The following is an 18304-nucleotide window of genomic DNA, read 5'->3' as shown; positions in this document are numbered from 1 at the left end:
TTCAGGCCGTCACGGGCGTGCGCATGGTGACAAACTCCTCGGCGGCCGTCGGGTGGATGCCCAGGGTCTCGTCGAAGACCTGCTTGGTCGCGCCGGCTTTCAGCGCCACGGCCAGGCCCTGGATGATCTCGCCGGAATCCGGCCCTACCATGTGGCAGCCCAGCACGCGGTCGTCGGCGGCGTTCACCACCAGCTTCATCAGCGTGCGCTCCTGGCAATCGGTGAGGCTCAGCTGCATCGGCCGGAAACGGCTCTCGAAGACCTTGACGGCATAGCCGGCCGCCCTCGCCTGCTCCTCGCTGAGGCCGACCGTGGCGATATTGGGCAAGCTGAACACCGCGGTGGGGATCAGCTGGTAATCCACCTTGCGGTATTCCTCCGGGCGGAACAGGCGCCGGGCCACCGCCATGCCCTCGGCGAGGGCCACCGGGGTCAACTGCACCCGGCCGATCACGTCGCCGATGGCGAGAATGGACGGCTCGGCGCTGACATAGCTGTCATCGACCTTGATGAAGCCGCGCTGATCCAGTTCGACAGCCGTATTTTCCAGGCCGAGGTTGTCCAGCATCGGCCGCCGGCCGGTGGCGTAGAACACGCAGTCGGTGGGCAACTGGCGGCCATCCTGCAGGGTGGCCAGCAGGCTGCCGTCGGCCTGTTGTTCGATGCGCTGGATGTCGCTGTGAAACTGCAGGTCCAGGCCCTTGCGGCTCAGCTCATCCTTGAGGTGCTGGCGCACGGCCCCGTCGAAGCCGCGCAGGAACAGCTCGCCGCGATAGAGCAGCGAAGTCTGTGCCCCCAGGCCGTGGAAGATCGAGGCGAACTCGACGGCGATGTAGCCGCCACCGACGACCAGCACGCGCTTGGGCAGCTCCTTGAGATAGAAGGCCTCGTTGGAGGTGATCGCCAGCTCCTTGCCCGTGATGTCCGGCACCTGCGGCCAGCCACCGGTGGCGATGAGGATCTTCGCGGCGCTGTAGCGCTGGCCATCGACCTCGACGCTGTGCGGGTCGAGCAGGCGCGCGTGGCCCTCGAGCAGACGGACGCCGCTGTTGACCAGCAGGTTGCGGTAGATGCCGTTGAGGCGCTGGATCTCGCGGTTCTTGTTGGCGATCAGGGTGGGCCAGTCGAAGCTGGGCGACGAGCTGCTCCAGCCATAGCCCTGCGCCTGGGCGAAGCCTTCGGCGAAGTGTGCGCCATAGACCAGCAGCTTCTTCGGCACACAGCCGACGTTGACACAGGTGCCGCCCAGGTAGCGACTCTCGGCCACGGCCACCCTGGCGCCATAACCGGCAGCGAAACGGGCTGCACGGACACCGCCGGAACCGGCACCGATAACGAAGAGGTCGAAGTCGTAAGGCATGGGTTGTGCTCTCCTCAGCAGGCTGCCAGCATAACCCAATCGTCCCTGCCGCTTGCGCGCAAAAGCGCCCCTCGGGAGTGTCCGTATGCGTCCATGCCTGACTCATATCGCCCTGCACGTGCCGGATCTGGAGGCCTGCATTGCCTTCTACCGGGACTTCTGCGGCATGCGGGTGATCCACGAACGGGCCGGCAAAGGCTCGAAGATCGTCTGGATGGCGGAACCGGGCAAGGAGCACCAGTTCATCTTCGTCATCATGCCCGGCGGTCAGGCACGGCAGCTGGCCGCCGACGACTACAGCCACTTCGGCTTCGCCGTGGCCAGCCGCGCGCGAGTCGACGAGCTGGCGGGCCGCGCCCAACAGGCCGGCTGCCTGATCTGGGCGCCGCGCGACGAACCCTACCCGGTCGGTTACTACTGCGGCCTGCGCGACCCGGCCGGCAACTATGTCGAGTTCAGCTACGGCCAGCCGCTCGGGCCGGGCTCGCAGGACATGCCGATCCCCTGAAACAACAAAGCCACCCGCAGGTGGCTTTGCCGTACGGCCGCTGATCAGTAGGCGCGGCCGGTCTTGTACAGGTTCTCGAAGCAGTAGTTGGTGGCGTCGATGTAGCCTTCCGCGCCACCGCAGTCGAAACGCTTGCCCTTGAACTTGTAGGCGATCACGCAGCCGTCCTGGGCCTGCTTCATCAGCGCGTCGGTGATCTGGATCTCGCCGCCCTTGCCCGGCTCGGTCTTCTCGATCAGGTCGAAGATGTCCGGGGTGAGGATGTAGCGGCCGATGATCGCCAGGTTCGACGGGGCGTCTTCCGGCTTGGGCTTCTCGACCATGGCATTTACCCGGTAGATGTCGTCACGGATCATCTCGCCAGCGATCACGCCGTACTTGGAGGTTTCCTCCGGCGGCACTTCCTGGATGGCCACGATGGAGCAGCGGAACTGGTTGTACAGCTTGACCATCTGCTGCAGCACGCCGTCGCCTTCGAGGTTGAAGCACAGGTCGTCGGCCAGAACCACGGCGAACGGCTCGTCACCGATCAGCGGGCGACCACAGAGGATGGCGTGGCCCAGGCCCTTCATCTCCACCTGGCGGGTGTAGGAGAACGAGCATTCGTCGATCAGGCGGCGGATACCGACCAGGTACTTTTCCTTGTCGGTGCCCTGGATCTGATGCTCCAGCTCGTAGCTGATGTCGAAATGGTCTTCCAGGGCGCGCTTGCCGCGCCCGGTGACCATGGCGATCTCGGTCAGCCCGGCCTCCAGCGCTTCCTCGACGCCGTACTGGATCAGCGGCTTGTTGACCACCGGCAGCATTTCTTTGGGCATGGCCTTGGTGGCGGGCAGGAAACGGGTGCCATAACCGGCAGCCGGGAATAGACATTTCTTGATCATGGGAGTCCTAGGCACTACGGCGGATAAACTGTCGCGCAGTCTAATCAGGCGGCACTGGCCTTACAATGGCCTAGCGCAGGACGCCCGACGCCACGGTAGATAAAGCCCAGGGCCGCCAGTTCCTGGGCGTTGTAGATGTTGCGCCCATCGAACAGCACGGGCATGCGCATGCTGCCGCGGATGCGCTGGAAGTCCGGCTGGCGGAACTGCTTCCACTCGGTGACCAGCACCAGGGCATCGGCTCCTTCGGCGGCGGCATAGGGCGACTCGCCGAGCTGCAGCTGGCCGCTGCCGAGCGCCTCGGCGTAGCGCGCCGCGACCCCGGCGCAGGCCACCGGATCGCAGGCCTGCACCCGCACGCCGGCTGCCAGCAAGGCATCCAGCAGTACCAGACTGGGTGCCTCACGCAGGTCATCGGTGCCCGGTTTGAACGCCAGCCCCCACAAGGCCACCACCCGCCCCTGCAGGTAGCCGGCGAAATGCTCGCGCAGCGCCTGGAACAGCAGGGTCTTCTGCAGGGCATTGCGCGCCTCGACCGCGCGCAGGATGCCCGGCTCGAAACCTTCCAGCTCGGCGCTGCGGATCAGCGCCCGTACATCCTTGGGGAAGCACGAGCCGCCATAGCCGCAGCCGGCATAGATGAAGTGGGTGCCGATGCGCTTGTCGCTGCCGATTCCGCGGCGCACATCCTCGATGTCCACCTCCAGGCGCGCGCACAATCCGGCCATTTCGTTCATGAAGGAAATCTTGGTGGCGAGGAAGGCGTTGGCGGCGTACTTGCTGAACTCGGCGGCGCGCACGCCCATGTCCAGGACCCGCTCGTGGTTACGCAGGAACGGAGCGTATAGGCGCCGCAGCAATTGCGCGGTTTCGGCTTCGGCACAGCCCAGCAGCACACGATCGGGGCGCATGAAGTCCTCGACCGCCGAACCTTCCTTGAGGAATTCGGGGTTACTGGCCACTCTCACGCTGATACTGCGCCCACGTGCGGCGAGTGCCTTGTCGATGCGCTGGCGTACCCGCTCGGCCGTACCGACCGGCACCGTGGACTTGTTCACCACGACGCAGGAATGCTGCAGCCTGGCTCCCAACTCGTCGGCCACGGCCAGGACATGCGAGAGGTCGGCCGAGCCATCCTCGCCGGAAGGCGTGCCCACGGCGATGAAGATCACTTCCGCGTGCCGGACGCCCTCCTCCAGCTGCGCGGTAAAGCTCAGCTGGCCACTGCCCAGGTGCGCCCTGAGCATGGCCTCCAGCCCCGGCTCGTAGATCGGCACTTCGCCGGCAGCCAGCCTGGCTAGCCGCAGCGGGTCACGCTCGACACACACGACGCGGTTACCCATCTCGGCAAAGCAGCACGCCGTCACCAGCCCCACATATCCCGCTCCGATCACGCAAAGTCGCATCGCCATATCCTCGTCCATTTGCAGCGATTGCAGCGAATGCTAATGGCAAGGCGATGACCGCAGGACGTCCGTTTGGTGACAAGGTGCGGCCCTTGGCAAAAAAGCTTTCCGCGGGCAACAAAAAACCCGGCCTAGGCCGGGTTTCTTGTGACGCTTGAGACCAATTACTTGGCTTGGGCTTCTACTTCAGCTTCTACGCGACGGTTAACGGCGCGGCCAGCTTCGCTAGCGTTGTCGGCAACCGGGCGGGATTCGCCGTAACCAACCGAGTTGACGCGCTCGGCGCCAACGCTGTACTGGTTGACCAGAACATCACGAACGGCGTTGGCACGACGCTCGGACAGCTTCTGGTTGTAAGCGTCGGTACCCACGGAGTCGGTGTGACCTTCAACGACGGTAGCGGTTTGCGGGTACTGGTTCATGAAGTCAGCCAGGTTCTTGATGTCACCGTAGCTTTCTTCTTTGACCTGGGCCTTGTCGAAGTCGAACTTCACGTCCAGCTCAACACGAACCACTTCGGCAACAGCCGGGCAGCCATCGGCATCAACGGTGGTGTTGGCCGGGGTGTCCGGGCACTTGTCGACGTTGTCGCACACGCCATCGTTGTCGCTGTCGCTGCAAACTTCAGCAACCGGCTCGGCAGCCGGGGCCGGCTTGGAGCCGCCACCGAAGTTCAGGCCGATACCAACGCTCGGGGCCCACTCGGTGTCGCCCTGGTCGATGTTGTACTGAGCTTCAACGCCAGCACGGGCGTAGAAGTTCTCGGTGAAGTACAGCTTGGCACCGCCGCCCAGGTTGGCGAAGGTGGAGCCGTTACGACCGCCATTGCCATTCTGACCGATGCTCTGGTCGGAGAAACCGGCAGATACGTACGGACGCAGGGTGTCGCCCGGGGCGTTGAAGTGGTACAGGGCATCCAGGGCAGTGTTGGAACCCTTGATGTTGCGGCCGTCATCACCACGAGCGTTGTGAACTTCGTCGTAGCCCAGACGCAGTTCAACAGCGTCGGTCAGGAAGTAACCAACGGAAGCACCGAACAGGTTGCCGTTGTTGTCGAAGTCACGAGCGCTATCGAAGAATTCTTTCTTGGCGAAGCCTTCGACTTCAACAGCGCCTTGGCCTTGCGCCAGTGCGTTCAGCGAAGAAGCGGCGATCAGAGAGCCGATGACTGCGCCCAAGGTGTTTTTCAGTTTCATCCGTAAATCCCCATCATTTTATGACTGTGAGTTGCCCCTACGGTCATGCGGAACAACTTGGCGGCAAGTCTACCAGAAGTAGTTGCCGCTGCGCCTCAGATAATTTGCGGCACATCAAGTTTCGACCACACCGGCAAATTTTTCGCGAAGTCTGTCGAGTGCACGCTTGTAGCGCATTTTGGTGGCACTAAGCCCCATGTGCATGATATCGGCAATCTCCTGGAATTCCAGTTCTGCGACAAAACGTAGCACTAGAATTTCCCGATCGATGGGATTGACATGTACCAGCCAGCGATCAAGCCCGCCGCGCTCCTCGGCTTTCGGCGCCTTTTCTTCGGAGGCCTCTTCCAGCGGGTCGAGACTTAGCGCATCCAGCAAGCGGCGCTTGCGGCGCTCTTTGCGATACTGGGTAATGCACTCGTTGTAGGTGATGCTATATAGCCACGTCTTGAACTTGGATTTGCCTTCGAAGTTCTTCAGGCCATATAAGACCTTGAGCATGACCTCCTGACATACGTCGTCGGCATCGCGTTCATTGCCCAAGTAGCGGGCGCAGACATTGAACAAGGTGCGCTGGTAGCGGCGCATGAGTTCTTCGTAGGCGCGGGTAACATGAAACAGTTCGACATGCGCACGCTGCACCAGCTCTTCATCGGAGAGCTCGCGCGGGTCATAACGCATGGATAACGATTGGCCTGTGTTCAAAACGGGTTGTGCCGACAAAGAGGTCAGATGGCAGCCAGCCCCATTCACGGGGACTGGCCGCATACATTAGCAGGGATTGGCGGATCAGCGACTGCTGACGTGCTGCTCGAGCAGGGTGCGGTTGGCCAGCGAGACCAGATCCCCTTCTGCAGTCAGGAGGACGGTTTTCACCGTGCCAATCTCCTCGATCTGCCCTTCGACATCGCCAACCCTGACTTGTTGCCCAACCTCGTAGAGTTCGCGCACATAGATGCCGGCCAGAATCTGCCCGGCAATCTCGCGGCTACCCAAGCCCAGGGCCAGCGCAATGGCCAGGCCAACGGAAATCAGCACGATGGCGATCACGTTGTTCAGCAGGTCGGTCTTCACTTCCAGCTGACCGATGGCTACCGAGATGCTGATGATGATCACCAGACCCTGGGCGATCCGCCCCAGACCGGCCGCGTAATCCAGACCGACGCCTTCGGCGGCACCGCGGACGATGCCGCTGAGCAGCTGGGCCAGCAACACGCCGGCCAGCATGATGGCGGCGGCGCCGAGCACCTTGGGCAGGTACAGGGCCAGGACATCGAGCGTGGCGGAAACCCGGTCAAGGCCGAGCGACTCGGCGGCCGACACCAGGAAAATGAGCAGGACGAACCAGTAGACGATCTTGCCGATCAGGGTCGAAACCGGTACCTGAATGCCCACGCGGGACAGCATCTTGGTCAGCCCGGTGCCCGACATCAGCCGGTCCAGCCCGACCTTGGCCAGCAACTTGGACAGCAGGGTATCGAGCAGCTTGGCCACCACGAAACCGAGCAGCACCACCACCAGGGCGCCGAAGAGGCGGGGAATGAAGCCGGCGATGGGCGCCCATACCGAGCTCATGGCGGTGACGAGACTTTGAGTCCAGGGATCGAGTTCCATATTCAATCAGCCTTGTGTGCAGAGCGCGGGGATGGGGTACGGGAAACCGGGGCCACATGGGCCGAACCATTGTTCAGCGCAATCATCAGGGCTTCGATGCAATGCCCCATCAGGCTGAACAAGTCGCCGACGCCAACCTGGCGGTTGGCCGTTTTCAGGACGCGCCCAAGCGTGGCGTCGTCGTCATGACTGCTGGCGTTAGACTTGAGCAGGTCACGCAATGATTCTTCGAACGGATCGTGCATGCGCACCTCGCGTGGATATGTTGCCTAGACGCCACCCTGTCAGGCGGGGTCACATCTAGAGCCAGCGCAACCGGCGGAACAGCCACCACTGGAAGGTGGCGACAGCCCCGATCAATACGCAGGCGATGAAAAAACCATAATTGCTGTCCGCACCGGGGATACCGCCGACATTGATGCCGAGCAGGCCGGTGATGCAGCTTATCGGCAGGAAGAAGCCGGTAATGATGCCGAGCCAGTACATGGTGCGCCCCATGCGCTCGCTCAGGCGTCGATGCTCGGACTCCAGCACCAGCCCTACCCGTTCGCGCAGCAGCTCCAACTCCTCCAGGTAACGGGTCAGGCGGTTGTGCAGCTCGTTCCAGTAGCCGGCATCGTCGACGACGAACCAGCCGAAGCCGTTACGCACCAGTTGCGCATAGATGTCGCGCTGCGGCGCGAGAAAACGCCGCAAGCCCGCCGCACGCCGGCGGACCTGCAGCATCTTGCCGTGATCCGGCAGATAGCGCTCGTCGCCATCCAGACGCTCCTCCTGCTCATCGAGCAACTCGGACAGCTGGCTGACCAGGGTGTCGACACGATCGGTCAGGTTCTCGGCGAGGAACAGGATCAGCTCGGCCGAACTCTTCGGCCCCGTGCCCTTGGCCAGTTGCGCGATCAGTTCCTCGGTCGCCCGCAACGGACGCAGGCGCAGGGAGATGACCCGCCGGGCATTGGCGAAGATGCGCACGGAGACCATGTCCTCCGGCTCCGCGCCGGGATTCAGATTGACGCCGCGCAAAAACAGCAGCAGTTCATCGGCCGGCAGCGCCAGCACCCGGGGCCGGGTGTTTTCCTCCAGCAGCAGGTTGCAGCTGAACTCATCCAGCCCGCTCTGCGTACGCAACCAGGCCTGCGCCTGCAGGTGGCTACGATCCCAGTGCAGCCACAGGCTTTCCTCGGCCTTGAGCTGCAAGTCATCCAGCGCCGCACGGGCGATGCTGCGCGCGCCACCCTGGCCGTCAAGAACGAAGGCGTGCACCAGCCCCCAGTGCAGGTTTTCCTGTTCAAGCATGCCGCATCACCTTACCTGGCAATCACGGGGCCCGGGGTGCCGGGCCCCAGCCTGTTACTCGGGCATCTTCAGGGCTTGCGGGGAGACGATGATGCCGTTGTTGTCGGCATACACGAACTCGCCCGGGCGGAAAGTCACCCCGCCGAAGGTGACGACCACGTTGAGGTCACCGATGCCGCGCTTGTCGGTCTTCATCGGGTGACTGGCCAGGGCCTGCACGCCCAGGTCGGTCTGCGCCAGGACGTCGACGTCGCGCACGCAACCGTAGATGACCATGCCTTCCCAGCCGTTCTTCGCGGCTTTCTCGGCGATCATGTCACCCAGCAGGGCACGGCGCAGCGAGCCACCGCCGTCGACCACCAGGACCTTGCCGTTGCCGGGCAGGTCGGCCTGGGACTTGACCAGCGAGTTGTCCTCGAAGCATTTCACCGTGACGATCTCGCCACCGAAGGAGTCGCGCCCACCGAAGTTGGCGAACATCGGCTCGACCACCTGCACCAGTTCCGGGTAGGCGTCGCACAGATCGGGAGTGATGTATTGCATGGGAAAAACTCCTGTAGGTGAAAATGCGTCAAACATCGATGCCGATGCGATCGCCATCGTAAGCCAGGGCCAAACGGCTCAGCGCGGCGCAAGTGGCATTCAGCGGCTGGCCGCCGAGCAGGTCGAATTCGACCCCGTGGCGCGCGCAGCGCAGCACCGTACCGGCCAGCGTAGCGTTGCGCAAGGGCGCGCCCTGGTGCGGGCAGCGATCCTCCAGCAGCACCGGCTGCTGTTCGACCACCAGCAACAGCAGGTCGCGCCCGCCGACCCGAAAGGTTCGGCGGTAACCCTCGTCGAGATTGATCAGCCGCTCGAGCGCAACGAACACGCTGGCACCACCCTGCAAAGCACCGTCATGGCCCGCAGGCCCATATTAGCCGCAAGCCTGAGCGGTTGAAACGTCAGGCGGGCTGCAGGTGCGGTGGCAACTGCGCCTCGCGCAGCCAATACTCGACCAGCGGCCAGACTTCGCCCTGCGCCTCCTTGCTGACCAGCATCTCGACATGGCCATAGTCGCTACTGAAGCCCTGCTTCTTCGACAACTCGAGGAACGCGCGCGGTGCCGAGGCGAACTGCTCGTGAAGCTTGCGGCAGGACCAGGTCGGATCCTGCATGTCGCCGGCGGCGCTCACCGCCAGCAATGGCGTACGCACCTCGGCCATGCCCGCCCACCAGTCGCGCTGCCTGTCGCCAAAGCGGCCGAACAGCCGATGCCAGCGCAGACTTTCGCGCACCAGGCCGATGGGTTCGTCCTCCGGCCCGCGCTTCAGGCGGGCGCCGGAAACGTGCCTGAAGCCCTTGAGCAACAGGCGGCTGCCCCACTCCACCGGCGGCACCTTGAGCGGCCAGTAGATGCGGCTGATCTGGCTGCCGAACAGGGCCGCCGACGCCACCTCCTCCTCGCCCAGGTAATGCCCACCCAACGCCGCGGCCAGGGTAATGCCGCCCAGCGAGTGACCCACCCAGTGCGGCGTCTGGCCACTCTGCTCGCGGACGAAGGCGGCAATGGCCGGCAGATCGTAGCGCGCATAGTCGGCCACGGTGTTGTGGCTGTAGCCATGGTTGCGCGGCGACAGGCCGTGGCCGCGCATTTCGGCGATCCACACATCGAAACCGGCTCTGGCCAGATAAGGGCCCAGGCCGATGCCGCGCGGCGAATACCAGAAGCGCCGGTTGGAAAAACTGCCGTGCAGCAGGATCACCGGCACGCCGCGACTCTCCTCGCTGGCCAGCCCCAGGCGGGTCAGCGCCAGTTCGACGGAGAAATCCGGGCTATTGCCGGGTTTCAGCCGGTACACATCCTCGCTCAGATCGCCGCGTAATTCGGCGCTGATCAGGGCAACGGGGAATAACTCACTACTGCTTTGCATTCTGCTTCTTGCACAAAAAAGTTGCCGGGAGCAATTGTTGGCGTCGCCCTCGGCGACGACCCAAAGGATGTTCACCAAGAATGGCAGGCCACAAAAAATGGCCTGGAGCGATTTTTGACGTCGCCCCAGGGCGACGGCCCTAAGGGTGGCCGCCATGGATGGCAGGCCACAAAAAAGGGCGGGGTTGCCCCCGCCCTTCGTTGAAACGGCCGATCAACTCAGGCTTGCTGACCTTCGGCGAGGAAGAACCAGGTGTCCAGCACCGAGTCCGGGTTCAGCGACACGCTTTCGATGCCCTGTTCCATCAGCCAGCGCGCCAGGTCCGGGTGGTCCGAAGGGCCCTGGCCGCATATGCCGATGTACTTGCCGGCCTTGTTGCACGCGGCAATGGCGTTGCTCAGCAGCTTCTTCACCGCCGGATTGCGCTCATCGAACAGGTGGGCGACGATGCCGGAGTCGCGGTCCAGGCCCAGGGTCAGCTGGGTCAGGTCGTTGGAGCCGATGGAGAAGCCGTCGAAGAATTCGAGGAATTCCTCCGCCAGGATGGCGTTGGACGGCAGTTCGCACATCATGATGACCTTCAGGCCATTCTGCCCGCGGGCCAGGCCATTGGCGGCCAGCAGGTCGACCACCTGGCTGGCTTCGCCGAGGGTGCGAACGAACGGCACCATGATCTCGACGTTGGTCAGGCCCATCTCGTTGCGCACTTTCTTCAGCGCGCGGCATTCCAGCTCGAAGCAGTCGCGGAAGCTCTCGCTGATGTAGCGCGAGGCGCCACGGAAGCCGAGCATCGGGTTCTCTTCTTCCGGCTCGTAGAGCTTGCCGCCGATCAGGTTGGCGTATTCGTTGGACTTGAAGTCCGACAGGCGCACGATGACCTTCTTCGGCCAGAACGCCGCGGCCAGGGTGCTGATGCCCTCCACCAGCTTCTCGACGTAGAAGCCGACCGGATCGTTGTAGCCGGCGATGCGCTTCTCGACGCTGTCCTTGATCTCCGCCGGCAGGCTGGCGAAGTTCAGCAGGGCCTTGGGGTGCACGCCGATCATGCGGTTGATGATGAATTCCAGGCGAGCCAGGCCCACCCCTTCGTTCGGCAGCTGGGCGAAGTCGAAGGCGCGGTCCGGGTTGCCGACGTTCATCATGATCTTGAACGGCAGATCGGGCATGGCGTCCACGGAGTTCTTGCGGATATCGAAGCCCAGCTCGCCTTCGAAGATGAAGCCGGTATCGCCTTCGGCGCAGGACACGGTGACGCCCATGCCATCCTGCAGCACCTGGGTGGCGTTGCCGCAACCGACCACCGCCGGAATGCCCAGCTCACGGGCGATGATCGCCGCGTGGCAGGTACGCCCGCCGCGGTTGGTGACGATGGCGCTGGCGCGCTTCATCACCGGCTCCCAGTCCGGGTCGGTCATGTCGGAAACCAGCACGTCGCCCGGCTGAACCTTGTCCATCTCGGAGACGTCGTGGATCACTTTGACCTTGCCGGCGCCGATCTTCTGGCCGATGGCGCGGCCTTCGACCAGCACGGTGCCCTTCTCTTTCAGCAGGTAGCGTTCCATGACGTTGGCGCTGCTGCGGCTCTTCACGGTCTCGGGACGGGCCTGGACGATGTACAGCTGCTGGTCGTCGCCGTCTTTGGCCCACTCGATGTCCATCGGCCGGCCGTAGTGCTTCTCGATGATCAGCGCCTGCTTGGCCAGCTCGGTGACTTCGGCATCGCTGAGGGCGAAACGGGCACGCTCGGCACGGTCGACTTCGACGGTTTTCACCGACTTGCCGGCCTTGGCTTCCTCGCCGTAGATCATCTTGATCGCCTTGCTGCCCAGGTTGCGGCGCAGGATGGCCGGGCGACCGGCTTCCAGGGTCGGCTTGTGCACGTAGAATTCGTCGGGGTTCACCGCGCCCTGCACCACGGTCTCGCCGAGGCCGTAGGCGCCGGTGATGAACACCACGTCACGGAAGCCGGATTCGGTATCCAGGGTGAACATCACCCCGGCGGTGCCGGTTTCCGAGCGGACCATGCGCTGCACGCCGGCGGACAGGGCGACCAGTTTGTGGTCGAAGCCCTGGTGCACGCGGTAGGCGATGGCACGGTCGTTGAACAGGGAGGCGAAGACTTCCTTGGCCGCGCGGATCACGTTGTCCACGCCGCGGATGTTGAGGAAGGTCTCCTGCTGACCGGCGAAGGAGGCGTCCGGCAGATCTTCGGCGGTGGCCGAGGAGCGCACGGCAACGGCCATGTTGGCGTTGTCGCCGGCCATGGCGGCGAAGGCGCTGCGGATTTCGCTGTCGAGGCGCTCGGGGAACTGCGCGTCCATCACCCACTGACGGATCTGCGCGCCAGTCTTGGCCAGGGCGTTGACGTCGTCCACGTCCAGGGCGTCGAGGGCGGCATGGATGCGGTCGTTGAGGCCGCTTTGCTCGAGGAAGTCACGGTAGGCCTGGGCCGTGGTGGCAAAGCCGCCTGGCACCGAGACGCCAGCACCGGCAAGGTTGCTGATCATTTCGCCCAGGGATGCGTTTTTGCCCCCTACATGCTCCACATCGTGGACGCCGAGCTTATCGAGGGAAACTACGTACTCAACCAAGGTGAACTCTCCACTGTGTTAGGCCCAGCCTTGCAGCCATGCTGCGTCCTGGCTTTGCCTCAAGGAAATAAGTCACAATGCCGGCCAGTACGGGCCCGACAGAGGGGGCCTATCATAGCCAAGAATCGTTCCTGACTTAAGGCCTTTGGCGCAAATGAAACGAACCGCTTTTTTCATCTCCGATGGTACCGGCATTACCGCCGAAACCCTGGGCCAGAGCTTGTTGGCCCAGTTCGAAACCATCAGCTTCACCAAGCTCACGCGCCCCTACATAGACAGCGTGGACAAGGCGCGCGCCATGGTACAGCAAATCAATAATGCTGCCGAGAAGGACGGTGCCAGGCCGATCATCTTCGATACCGTGGTCAACCAGGAAATTCGCGAGATCCTGGCCGAGTCACAGGGTTTCATGATCGACATCTTCTCCACCTTCCTCGCCCCGCTGGAGCAGGAGTTGACCTCCCACTCCTCCTACTCGGTCGGCAAATCGCACTCCATCGCCAGCAACAGCAACTACATGGAGCGCATCGAGGCGGTCAACTTCGCCCTCGACAACGACGACGGCGCCCGCACCCACTACTACGACAAGGCCGACCTGATCCTGGTCGGCGTCTCGCGCTGCGGCAAGACCCCGACCTGTCTGTACATGGCCATGCAGTTTGGTATCCGCGCCGCCAACTACCCGCTGACCGAGGAAGACATGGAGCGCCTGCAACTGCCCAGCGCGCTCAGGCCCTACAAGCACAAGCTGTTCGGCCTGACCATCGACCCGGATCGGCTCACCGCCATCCGCCACGAACGCAAGCCCAACAGCCGCTACGCCAGCTTCGCCCAGTGCGAGTTCGAGGTGCGCGAGGTGGAAAACCTGTTCCGCCGCGAGAACATCCCCTACATCAACTCCACCCACTTCTCGGTGGAGGAAATCTCCGCCAAGATCCTGGTGGAAAAAGGTGTCGAACGCCGACTCAAGTAACCCCTACCCCGCCCGGTGGCTGCCATGACCCTGATGGATGCTGTTCTGTTCGCTCCGATAGCCGCACTCATCTCGCTCGGCCCCGGGCCCAACAACTTCTGCGCACTGAACAACGGCATCAACTACGGCGTTCGCGCCGCCCTGCTGGCCACCTTCGGCCGCCTGGCCTCCTATGCCATCTTCCTGTTCATCTCCGCCGTCGGCCTCGGTGCCATGCTGCTGGCCTCGGAAACCGCCTTTACCATCATCAAGTGGGTCGGCGCGCTCTACCTGGTGTACCTGGGCATCAAGACCTGGCGCAGCACCAGCTTCAGCGGCCTGCAACCGAGCGACGGCGAAGGGGCCGAAAACCAGCCGGCGAAGGCGCCCATCGGCCGCCTGATGCTCAACGAATTCCTCGTCGGCATCAGCAATCCCAAGGCCATCCTGCTGTTCGCCGCGATCTTCCCGCAGTTCATCAAGCCGGGCGAGCCGGCGGCCGAGCAGTTCCTCTATCTCGGCGCCACCTACCTGCTGGCCGAACTTTGCATCGCCTCGCTCACCTATGCCCTGTTCGGCCTGCAGATCCGCCGCCTGGTTCGCAGCCCTCGCGGGATCAGCCGACTGAACAAGAGCACCGGCGCCTTCTTCGTCGGGGCCGGCGGCCTGTTGCTCGGCGTCAACAATCACTGAGCCCGGGCAGAACTAGAACGCATCTCCCGGCACGCGCACCCAGCCTTCCATCAGCACCCGCGCGCTGCGGCTCATGATGGCCTTCTTCACCACCCACTCGCCATTTTCCTGACTGGCTTCGGCACCAACCCGCAGGGTGCCGGACGGATGACCGAAGCGTACCGCCTCACGCGCACCACCGCCGGCGGCCAGGTTGACCAGGGTGCCGGGAATCGCTGCCGCCGTGCCGATGGCCACCGCACAGGTGCCCATCATGGCGTGGTGCAGCTTGCCCATGGACAGCGCACGCACCAGCAGGTCGACCTCGCCGGCCTCGACCGTCTTGCCGCTGGAGGCCTTGTAGCCCTTGGGCGGGGCGACGAAGGCGATCTTCGGCGTGTGCTGACGCTTGAGTGCCTCTTCTGCCGTCTTGATCAGGCCCATGCGCAGGGCGCCAGCCACGCGAATCTGCTCGAAGCGCGCGAGCTGCTGCGGATCAGCGTTGATGTCCTCGCGCAGCTCGGTGCCCTGATAACCGATGTCCTCGGCATTGACGAACACGGTGGGAATCCCCGCACTGATCATGGTTGCCTTGAAGGTGCCGACGCCCGGCACTTCCAGGTCGTCGACCAGGTTGCCGGTGGGGAACATCGAGCCGCCCTCCTCGCTGTCGTCGGACGGATCGAGGAACTCCAGTACGATCTCGGCGGCCGGAAAGGTCACCCCGTCCAGTTCGAAGTCACCGGTTTCCTGCACCTGGCCATTACTGACCGGCACATGGGCGATGATGGTTTTGTGGATATTGGCCTGCCAGATACGCACGACACAGGTGCCGTTGTCCGGGATGCGCGCCGGATCGACCAGCCCCGCATGGATGGCGAAGGCGCCGGCGGCGGTAGACAGGTTGCCGCAGTTGCCGCTCCAGTCGACGAAGGCCTTGTCGATGGAGACCTGACCGTACAGGTAATCCACGTCGTGGCCCGGCTGGCTGCTCTTGGACAGGATCACGCACTTGGACGTCGAAGAGGTGGCACCGCCCATGCCGTCGATATGCGCCGAGTACGGGTCGGGGCTGCCGATCACGCGCATGAACAGCTGGTCGCGCGCTTCGCCCGGCACCTGGCAACGCTCGGGCAGGTCCTGCAGGCGAAAGAACACGCCCTTGCTGGTGCCGCCACGCATGTAGGTGGCGGGAATCTTGATCTGGGGTTGCTGAGCCATGGTTTCGTCCTGGCTGAGAGATGAAAGTAGTCCGGAAGAACACCGGGGCGTTGCCGCCCCGGCGTCGGGTCAGCCCTTGGACGACTCGAGGAAGTCCTGGGCGAAGCGCTGCAGCACGCCGCCAGCGTTGTAGACGTTGACTTCGGCAGCGGTATCCAGACGACAGGTCACCGGCACCTGGGTCACTTCACCGCTCTTGCGATGGATCACCAGGGTCAGGTCGCAGCGCGGCGATACATCGCCCTGAATATCGTAGGTCTCGGTGCCGTCGAGGCCGAGGGTCAGGCGGGTAGTGCCCGGCTTGAACTCGACCGGCAGTACACCCATGCCGACCAGGTTGGTACGGTGAATGCGCTCGAAACCTTCGGCCACGATCACTTCCACGCCAGCCAGGCGCACGCCCTTGGCCGCCCAGTCGCGGGACGAACCCTGGCCGTAGTCGGCACCGGCAATGATGATCAGGTTCTGCTTGCGGTTCATGTAGGTTTCGATGGCTTCCCACATGCGCATGACCTTGCCTTCAGGCTCCACGCGGGCCAGCGACCCCTTCTTCACCTGGCCATCGACCACGGCCATTTCGTTGACCAGCTGCGGGTTGGCGAAGGTGGCGCGCTGGGCAGTCAGGTGGTCACCGCGGTGAGTGGCGTAAGAGTTGAAGTCCTCTTCCGGCAGGCCCATTTTCGCCAGGTATTCGCCGGCGGCGCTGTCCAGCAGGATGGCGTTGGACGGCGACAGGTGATCGGTGGTGATGTTGTCGGGCAGGATCGCCAGCGGCAGCATGCCCTTGAGGGTGCGCTCGCCCGCCAGGGCGCCTTCCCAGTACGGCGGACGGCGGATGTAGGTGGACATCGGGCGCCAGTCGTACAGCGGGCTTTCGGCTTCCTCGATAGTGCCCAGATCAAACATCGGGATGTAGATCTGCTTGAACTGCTCCGGCTTCACCGAGGCGGCGACGATGGCGTCGATTTCCTCATCGCTCGGCCACAGGTCCTTCAGGGTGATCGGCTTGCCGTTCGCATCAAGGCCGAGCACGTCCTGCTCGATGTCGAAACGCACGGTCCCGGCGATGGCGTAGGCCACCACCAGTGGCGGCGAGGCCAGGAAGGCCTGCTTGGCGTACGGGTGGATGCGTCCGTCGAAGTTGCGGTTGCCGGACAGTACGGCGGTGGCGTACAGGTCGCGGTCGATGATTTCCTGCTGGATCAGCGGATCCAGAGCACCGGACATGCCGTTACAGGTGGTGCAGGCATAGCCGACAATGCCGAAGCCGAGCTTTTCCAGCTCCGACAGCAGACCGGCCTCTTCCAGGTACAGCTTGGCGACTTTCGATCCAGGAGCGAAGGAGGTCTTGACCCACGGTTTGCGCAGCAGACCCAGCTGGTTGGCCTTCTTCGCCAGCAGGCCGGCAGCCACCACGTTGCGCGGGTTGGAGGTGTTGGTGCAGCTGGTGATGGCGGCGATGATCACCGCGCCATCCGGCAGCAGGCCTTCGGCTTCCTCGACCTTGCCGGAGGCCAGCTTGGCTTCGTCGGCGATACCGCGCTCGTGCAGCGCCGAGGTCGGCAGACGCTTGTGCGGGTTGGACGGCCCCGCCATGTTGCGCACCACGCTGGACAGGTCGAATTCGAGCACGCGCTCGTACTCGGCGGTGACCAGCGCGTCGGCCCACAGACCGGTAGTCTTGGCGTAGTTCTCGACCAGCGCCACCTGCTCCGGCTCGCGGCCGGTCAGCTTGAGGTAATCGATGGTCTGCTGGTCGATGTAGAACATCGAGGCGGTGGCGCCGTATTCCGGGCACATGTTGGAGATGGTCGCGCGGTCGCCGATCGACAGGCTGTCCGCACCCTCACCGAAGAATTCGACATAGGCGCCGACCACCCGCTCCTTGCGCAGGAACTCGGTGATGGCCAGGACGATGTCGGTGGCGGTGATGCCGGGCTGGCGCTTGCCGGTCAGCTTGACGCCGACGATGTCCGGCAGGCGCATCATCGACGGCAGGCCGAGCATCACGGTCTCGGCTTCCAGGCCGCCGACGCCGATGGCGATCACGCCCAGGGCATCGACGTGCGGGGTATGCGAGTCAGTGCCCACGCAGGTGTCCGGGAAGGCCACGCCGCCGCGGGCCTGGATCACCGGGCTCATTTTCTCCAGGTTGATCTGGTGCATGATGCCGTTGCCGGCCGGGATCACGTCGACGTTCTTGAATGCGGTCTTGGTCCACTCGATGAAGTGGAAGCGATCCTCGTTGCGACGGTCTTCGATGGCGCGGTTCTTGGCGAAGGCATCCGGGTCGAAACCCGGGGCCTCCACGGCCAGGGAGTGGTCGACGATCAGCTGGGTCGGCACCACCGGATTGACCTTGGCCGGGTCACCACCCTTCTCGGCGATGGCATCACGCAGGCCGGCCAGGTCGACCAGTGCGGTCTGGCCGAGAATGTCGTGGCACACCACCCGCGCCGGGTACCAGGGGAAGTCGAGGTCGCGCTTGCGCTCGATCAGCTGCTTGAGCGAATCGGTCAGTGCGGCTGGCTCGCAGCGGCGCACCAGCTGCTCGGCCAGTACACGCGAGGTGTAGGGCAGCTTGGCGTAGGCACCCGGCGCGATGGCATCGATCGCCTCGCGGGTGTCGAAGTAGTCCAGCGCGGTGCCGGGCAGGTGCTTGCGGTACTGAGTGTTCAGCAGGCTGTTCAT

17 protein-coding genes are annotated in these 18304 nt (G+C 63.8%); 3 read left to right on the top strand and 14 right to left on the bottom strand.

Going from position 1 to position 18304, the window contains the following annotated elements:
- Position 1 precedes the first annotated feature (1 nt).
- Positions 2-1360: a glutathione-disulfide reductase gene (gene gorA / locus F3I62_RS11780; protein ID WP_160489810.1), complete on the bottom strand. Its 1359-nt coding sequence runs from the start codon at positions 1358-1360 to the stop codon at positions 2-4.
- A gap of 85 nt (positions 1361-1445) precedes the next feature.
- Here gorA and F3I62_RS11775 point away from each other — a divergent pair, with 85 nt between their 5' ends.
- The gene (locus F3I62_RS11775; RefSeq protein ID WP_160489809.1) at positions 1446-1868 is read left to right on the top strand and encodes a VOC family protein; all 423 of its coding nucleotides are present in this window, start codon (positions 1446-1448) and stop codon (positions 1866-1868) included.
- A 44-nt stretch (positions 1869-1912) separates the two neighbouring features.
- On the opposite strand, the gene galU is transcribed toward F3I62_RS11775, so the two are convergent.
- From galU to ppsA, 11 genes are all read right to left on the bottom strand, one after another.
- Positions 1913-2752 carry a UTP--glucose-1-phosphate uridylyltransferase GalU gene (gene galU / locus F3I62_RS11770; protein ID WP_160489808.1) on the bottom strand — a complete coding sequence of 280 codons (840 nt, stop codon included), beginning with the start codon at positions 2750-2752 and terminating at the stop codon, positions 1913-1915.
- A 44-nt stretch (positions 2753-2796) separates the two neighbouring features.
- Positions 2797-4158, bottom strand: a complete 1362-nt coding sequence (locus F3I62_RS11765) for a UDP-glucose/GDP-mannose dehydrogenase family protein (protein ID WP_160489839.1) — start codon at positions 4156-4158, stop codon at positions 2797-2799.
- 164 nt (positions 4159-4322) lie between these two features.
- Positions 4323-5354 carry an OmpA family protein gene (locus F3I62_RS11760; protein ID WP_160489807.1) on the bottom strand — a complete coding sequence of 344 codons (1032 nt, stop codon included), beginning with the start codon at positions 5352-5354 and terminating at the stop codon, positions 4323-4325.
- Positions 5355-5468: 114 nt separating this feature from the next.
- Positions 5469-6059, bottom strand: a complete 591-nt coding sequence (gene sigX, locus F3I62_RS11755; protein ID WP_160489838.1) for an RNA polymerase sigma factor SigX — start codon at positions 6057-6059, stop codon at positions 5469-5471.
- Between the two features lie 84 nt (positions 6060-6143).
- Positions 6144-6968 carry a mechanosensitive ion channel domain-containing protein gene (locus tag F3I62_RS11750; protein ID WP_160080408.1) on the bottom strand — a complete coding sequence of 275 codons (825 nt, stop codon included), beginning with the start codon at positions 6966-6968 and terminating at the stop codon, positions 6144-6146.
- Positions 6969-6970: 2 nt separating this feature from the next.
- The gene (locus F3I62_RS11745) at positions 6971-7219 is read right to left on the bottom strand and encodes a CrfX protein (RefSeq protein WP_178091823.1); all 249 of its coding nucleotides are present in this window, start codon (positions 7217-7219) and stop codon (positions 6971-6973) included.
- A 49-nt stretch (positions 7220-7268) separates the two neighbouring features.
- Positions 7269-8264 carry a zinc transporter ZntB gene (locus F3I62_RS11740; RefSeq protein WP_160489806.1) on the bottom strand — a complete coding sequence of 332 codons (996 nt, stop codon included), beginning with the start codon at positions 8262-8264 and terminating at the stop codon, positions 7269-7271.
- Between the two features lie 54 nt (positions 8265-8318).
- A complete protein-coding gene (gene rraA, locus F3I62_RS11735) occupies positions 8319-8807 on the bottom strand; it encodes a ribonuclease E activity regulator RraA (RefSeq protein ID WP_160489805.1) in 489 nt (162 codons plus the stop codon).
- Positions 8808-8835: 28 nt separating this feature from the next.
- Positions 8836-9135: a Rieske 2Fe-2S domain-containing protein gene (locus F3I62_RS11730; protein WP_160489804.1), complete on the bottom strand. Its 300-nt coding sequence runs from the start codon at positions 9133-9135 to the stop codon at positions 8836-8838.
- A 73-nt stretch (positions 9136-9208) separates the two neighbouring features.
- A complete protein-coding gene (locus F3I62_RS11725; RefSeq protein WP_160489803.1) occupies positions 9209-10177 on the bottom strand; it encodes an alpha/beta fold hydrolase in 969 nt (322 codons plus the stop codon).
- A gap of 218 nt (positions 10178-10395) precedes the next feature.
- Positions 10396-12768, bottom strand: a complete 2373-nt coding sequence (gene ppsA / locus F3I62_RS11720) for a phosphoenolpyruvate synthase (RefSeq protein WP_160489802.1) — start codon at positions 12766-12768, stop codon at positions 10396-10398.
- Positions 12769-12922: 154 nt separating this feature from the next.
- On the opposite strand from ppsA, the gene F3I62_RS11715 reads away from it, so the two are divergent.
- Positions 12923-13741 (top strand): pyruvate, water dikinase regulatory protein, encoded by an 819-nt coding sequence (locus F3I62_RS11715; RefSeq protein ID WP_160489801.1) that lies wholly within the window; start codon positions 12923-12925, stop codon positions 13739-13741.
- A gap of 24 nt (positions 13742-13765) precedes the next feature.
- On the top strand, positions 13766-14413 hold the full coding sequence (locus tag F3I62_RS11710) for a LysE family translocator (RefSeq protein ID WP_218572830.1): 648 nt from the start codon (positions 13766-13768) through the stop codon (positions 14411-14413).
- Between the two features lie 12 nt (positions 14414-14425).
- Here the strand turns inward: F3I62_RS11710 and prpF are convergent, their stop codons facing one another.
- Together prpF and acnD are read right to left on the bottom strand one after the other, a co-directional pair.
- Entirely contained in the window at positions 14426-15613 is a 1188-nt protein-coding gene (gene prpF / locus F3I62_RS11705; RefSeq protein WP_160489800.1) for a 2-methylaconitate cis-trans isomerase PrpF, read from the bottom strand.
- Positions 15614-15682: 69 nt separating this feature from the next.
- Positions 15683-18292 carry a Fe/S-dependent 2-methylisocitrate dehydratase AcnD gene (acnD, locus tag F3I62_RS11700; protein ID WP_160489836.1) on the bottom strand — a complete coding sequence of 870 codons (2610 nt, stop codon included), beginning with the start codon at positions 18290-18292 and terminating at the stop codon, positions 15683-15685.
- Positions 18293-18304: the final 12 nt, after the last annotated feature.

Origin of the sequence: Pseudomonas sp. R-28-1W-6, from assembly GCF_009799925.1 — a bacterium.
Classification (GTDB): domain Bacteria; phylum Pseudomonadota; class Gammaproteobacteria; order Pseudomonadales; family Pseudomonadaceae; genus Aquipseudomonas.
The sequence above is the reverse complement of the archived record's forward strand: the minus strand, read 5'-3'. Positions and strand labels throughout refer to the sequence as shown.

Coding starts and splice junctions, on each gene's coding strand:
- F3I62_RS11740 (WP_160489806.1), bottom strand. CDS start 8,264: ATGCTTGAACAGGAAAACCTGCACTGGGGGCTGGTGCACGCCTTCGTT.
- prpF (WP_160489800.1), bottom strand. CDS start 15,613: ATGGCTCAGCAACCCCAGATCAAGATTCCCGCCACCTACATGCGTGGC.
- F3I62_RS11765 (WP_160489839.1), bottom strand. CDS start 4,158: ATGCGACTTTGCGTGATCGGAGCGGGATATGTGGGGCTGGTGACGGCG.
- F3I62_RS11710 (WP_218572830.1), top strand. CDS start 13,766: ATGACCCTGATGGATGCTGTTCTGTTCGCTCCGATAGCCGCACTCATC.
- F3I62_RS11760 (WP_160489807.1), bottom strand. CDS start 5,354: ATGAAACTGAAAAACACCTTGGGCGCAGTCATCGGCTCTCTGATCGCC.
- F3I62_RS11715 (WP_160489801.1), top strand. CDS start 12,923: ATGAAACGAACCGCTTTTTTCATCTCCGATGGTACCGGCATTACCGCC.
- galU (WP_160489808.1), bottom strand. CDS start 2,752: ATGATCAAGAAATGTCTATTCCCGGCTGCCGGTTATGGCACCCGTTTC.
- F3I62_RS11750 (WP_160080408.1), bottom strand. CDS start 6,968: ATGGAACTCGATCCCTGGACTCAAAGTCTCGTCACCGCCATGAGCTCG.
- F3I62_RS11775 (WP_160489809.1), top strand. CDS start 1,446: ATGCGTCCATGCCTGACTCATATCGCCCTGCACGTGCCGGATCTGGAG.
- gorA (WP_160489810.1), bottom strand. CDS start 1,360: ATGCCTTACGACTTCGACCTCTTCGTTATCGGTGCCGGTTCCGGCGGT.
- F3I62_RS11725 (WP_160489803.1), bottom strand. CDS start 10,177: ATGCAAAGCAGTAGTGAGTTATTCCCCGTTGCCCTGATCAGCGCCGAA.
- rraA (WP_160489805.1), bottom strand. CDS start 8,807: ATGCAATACATCACTCCCGATCTGTGCGACGCCTACCCGGAACTGGTG.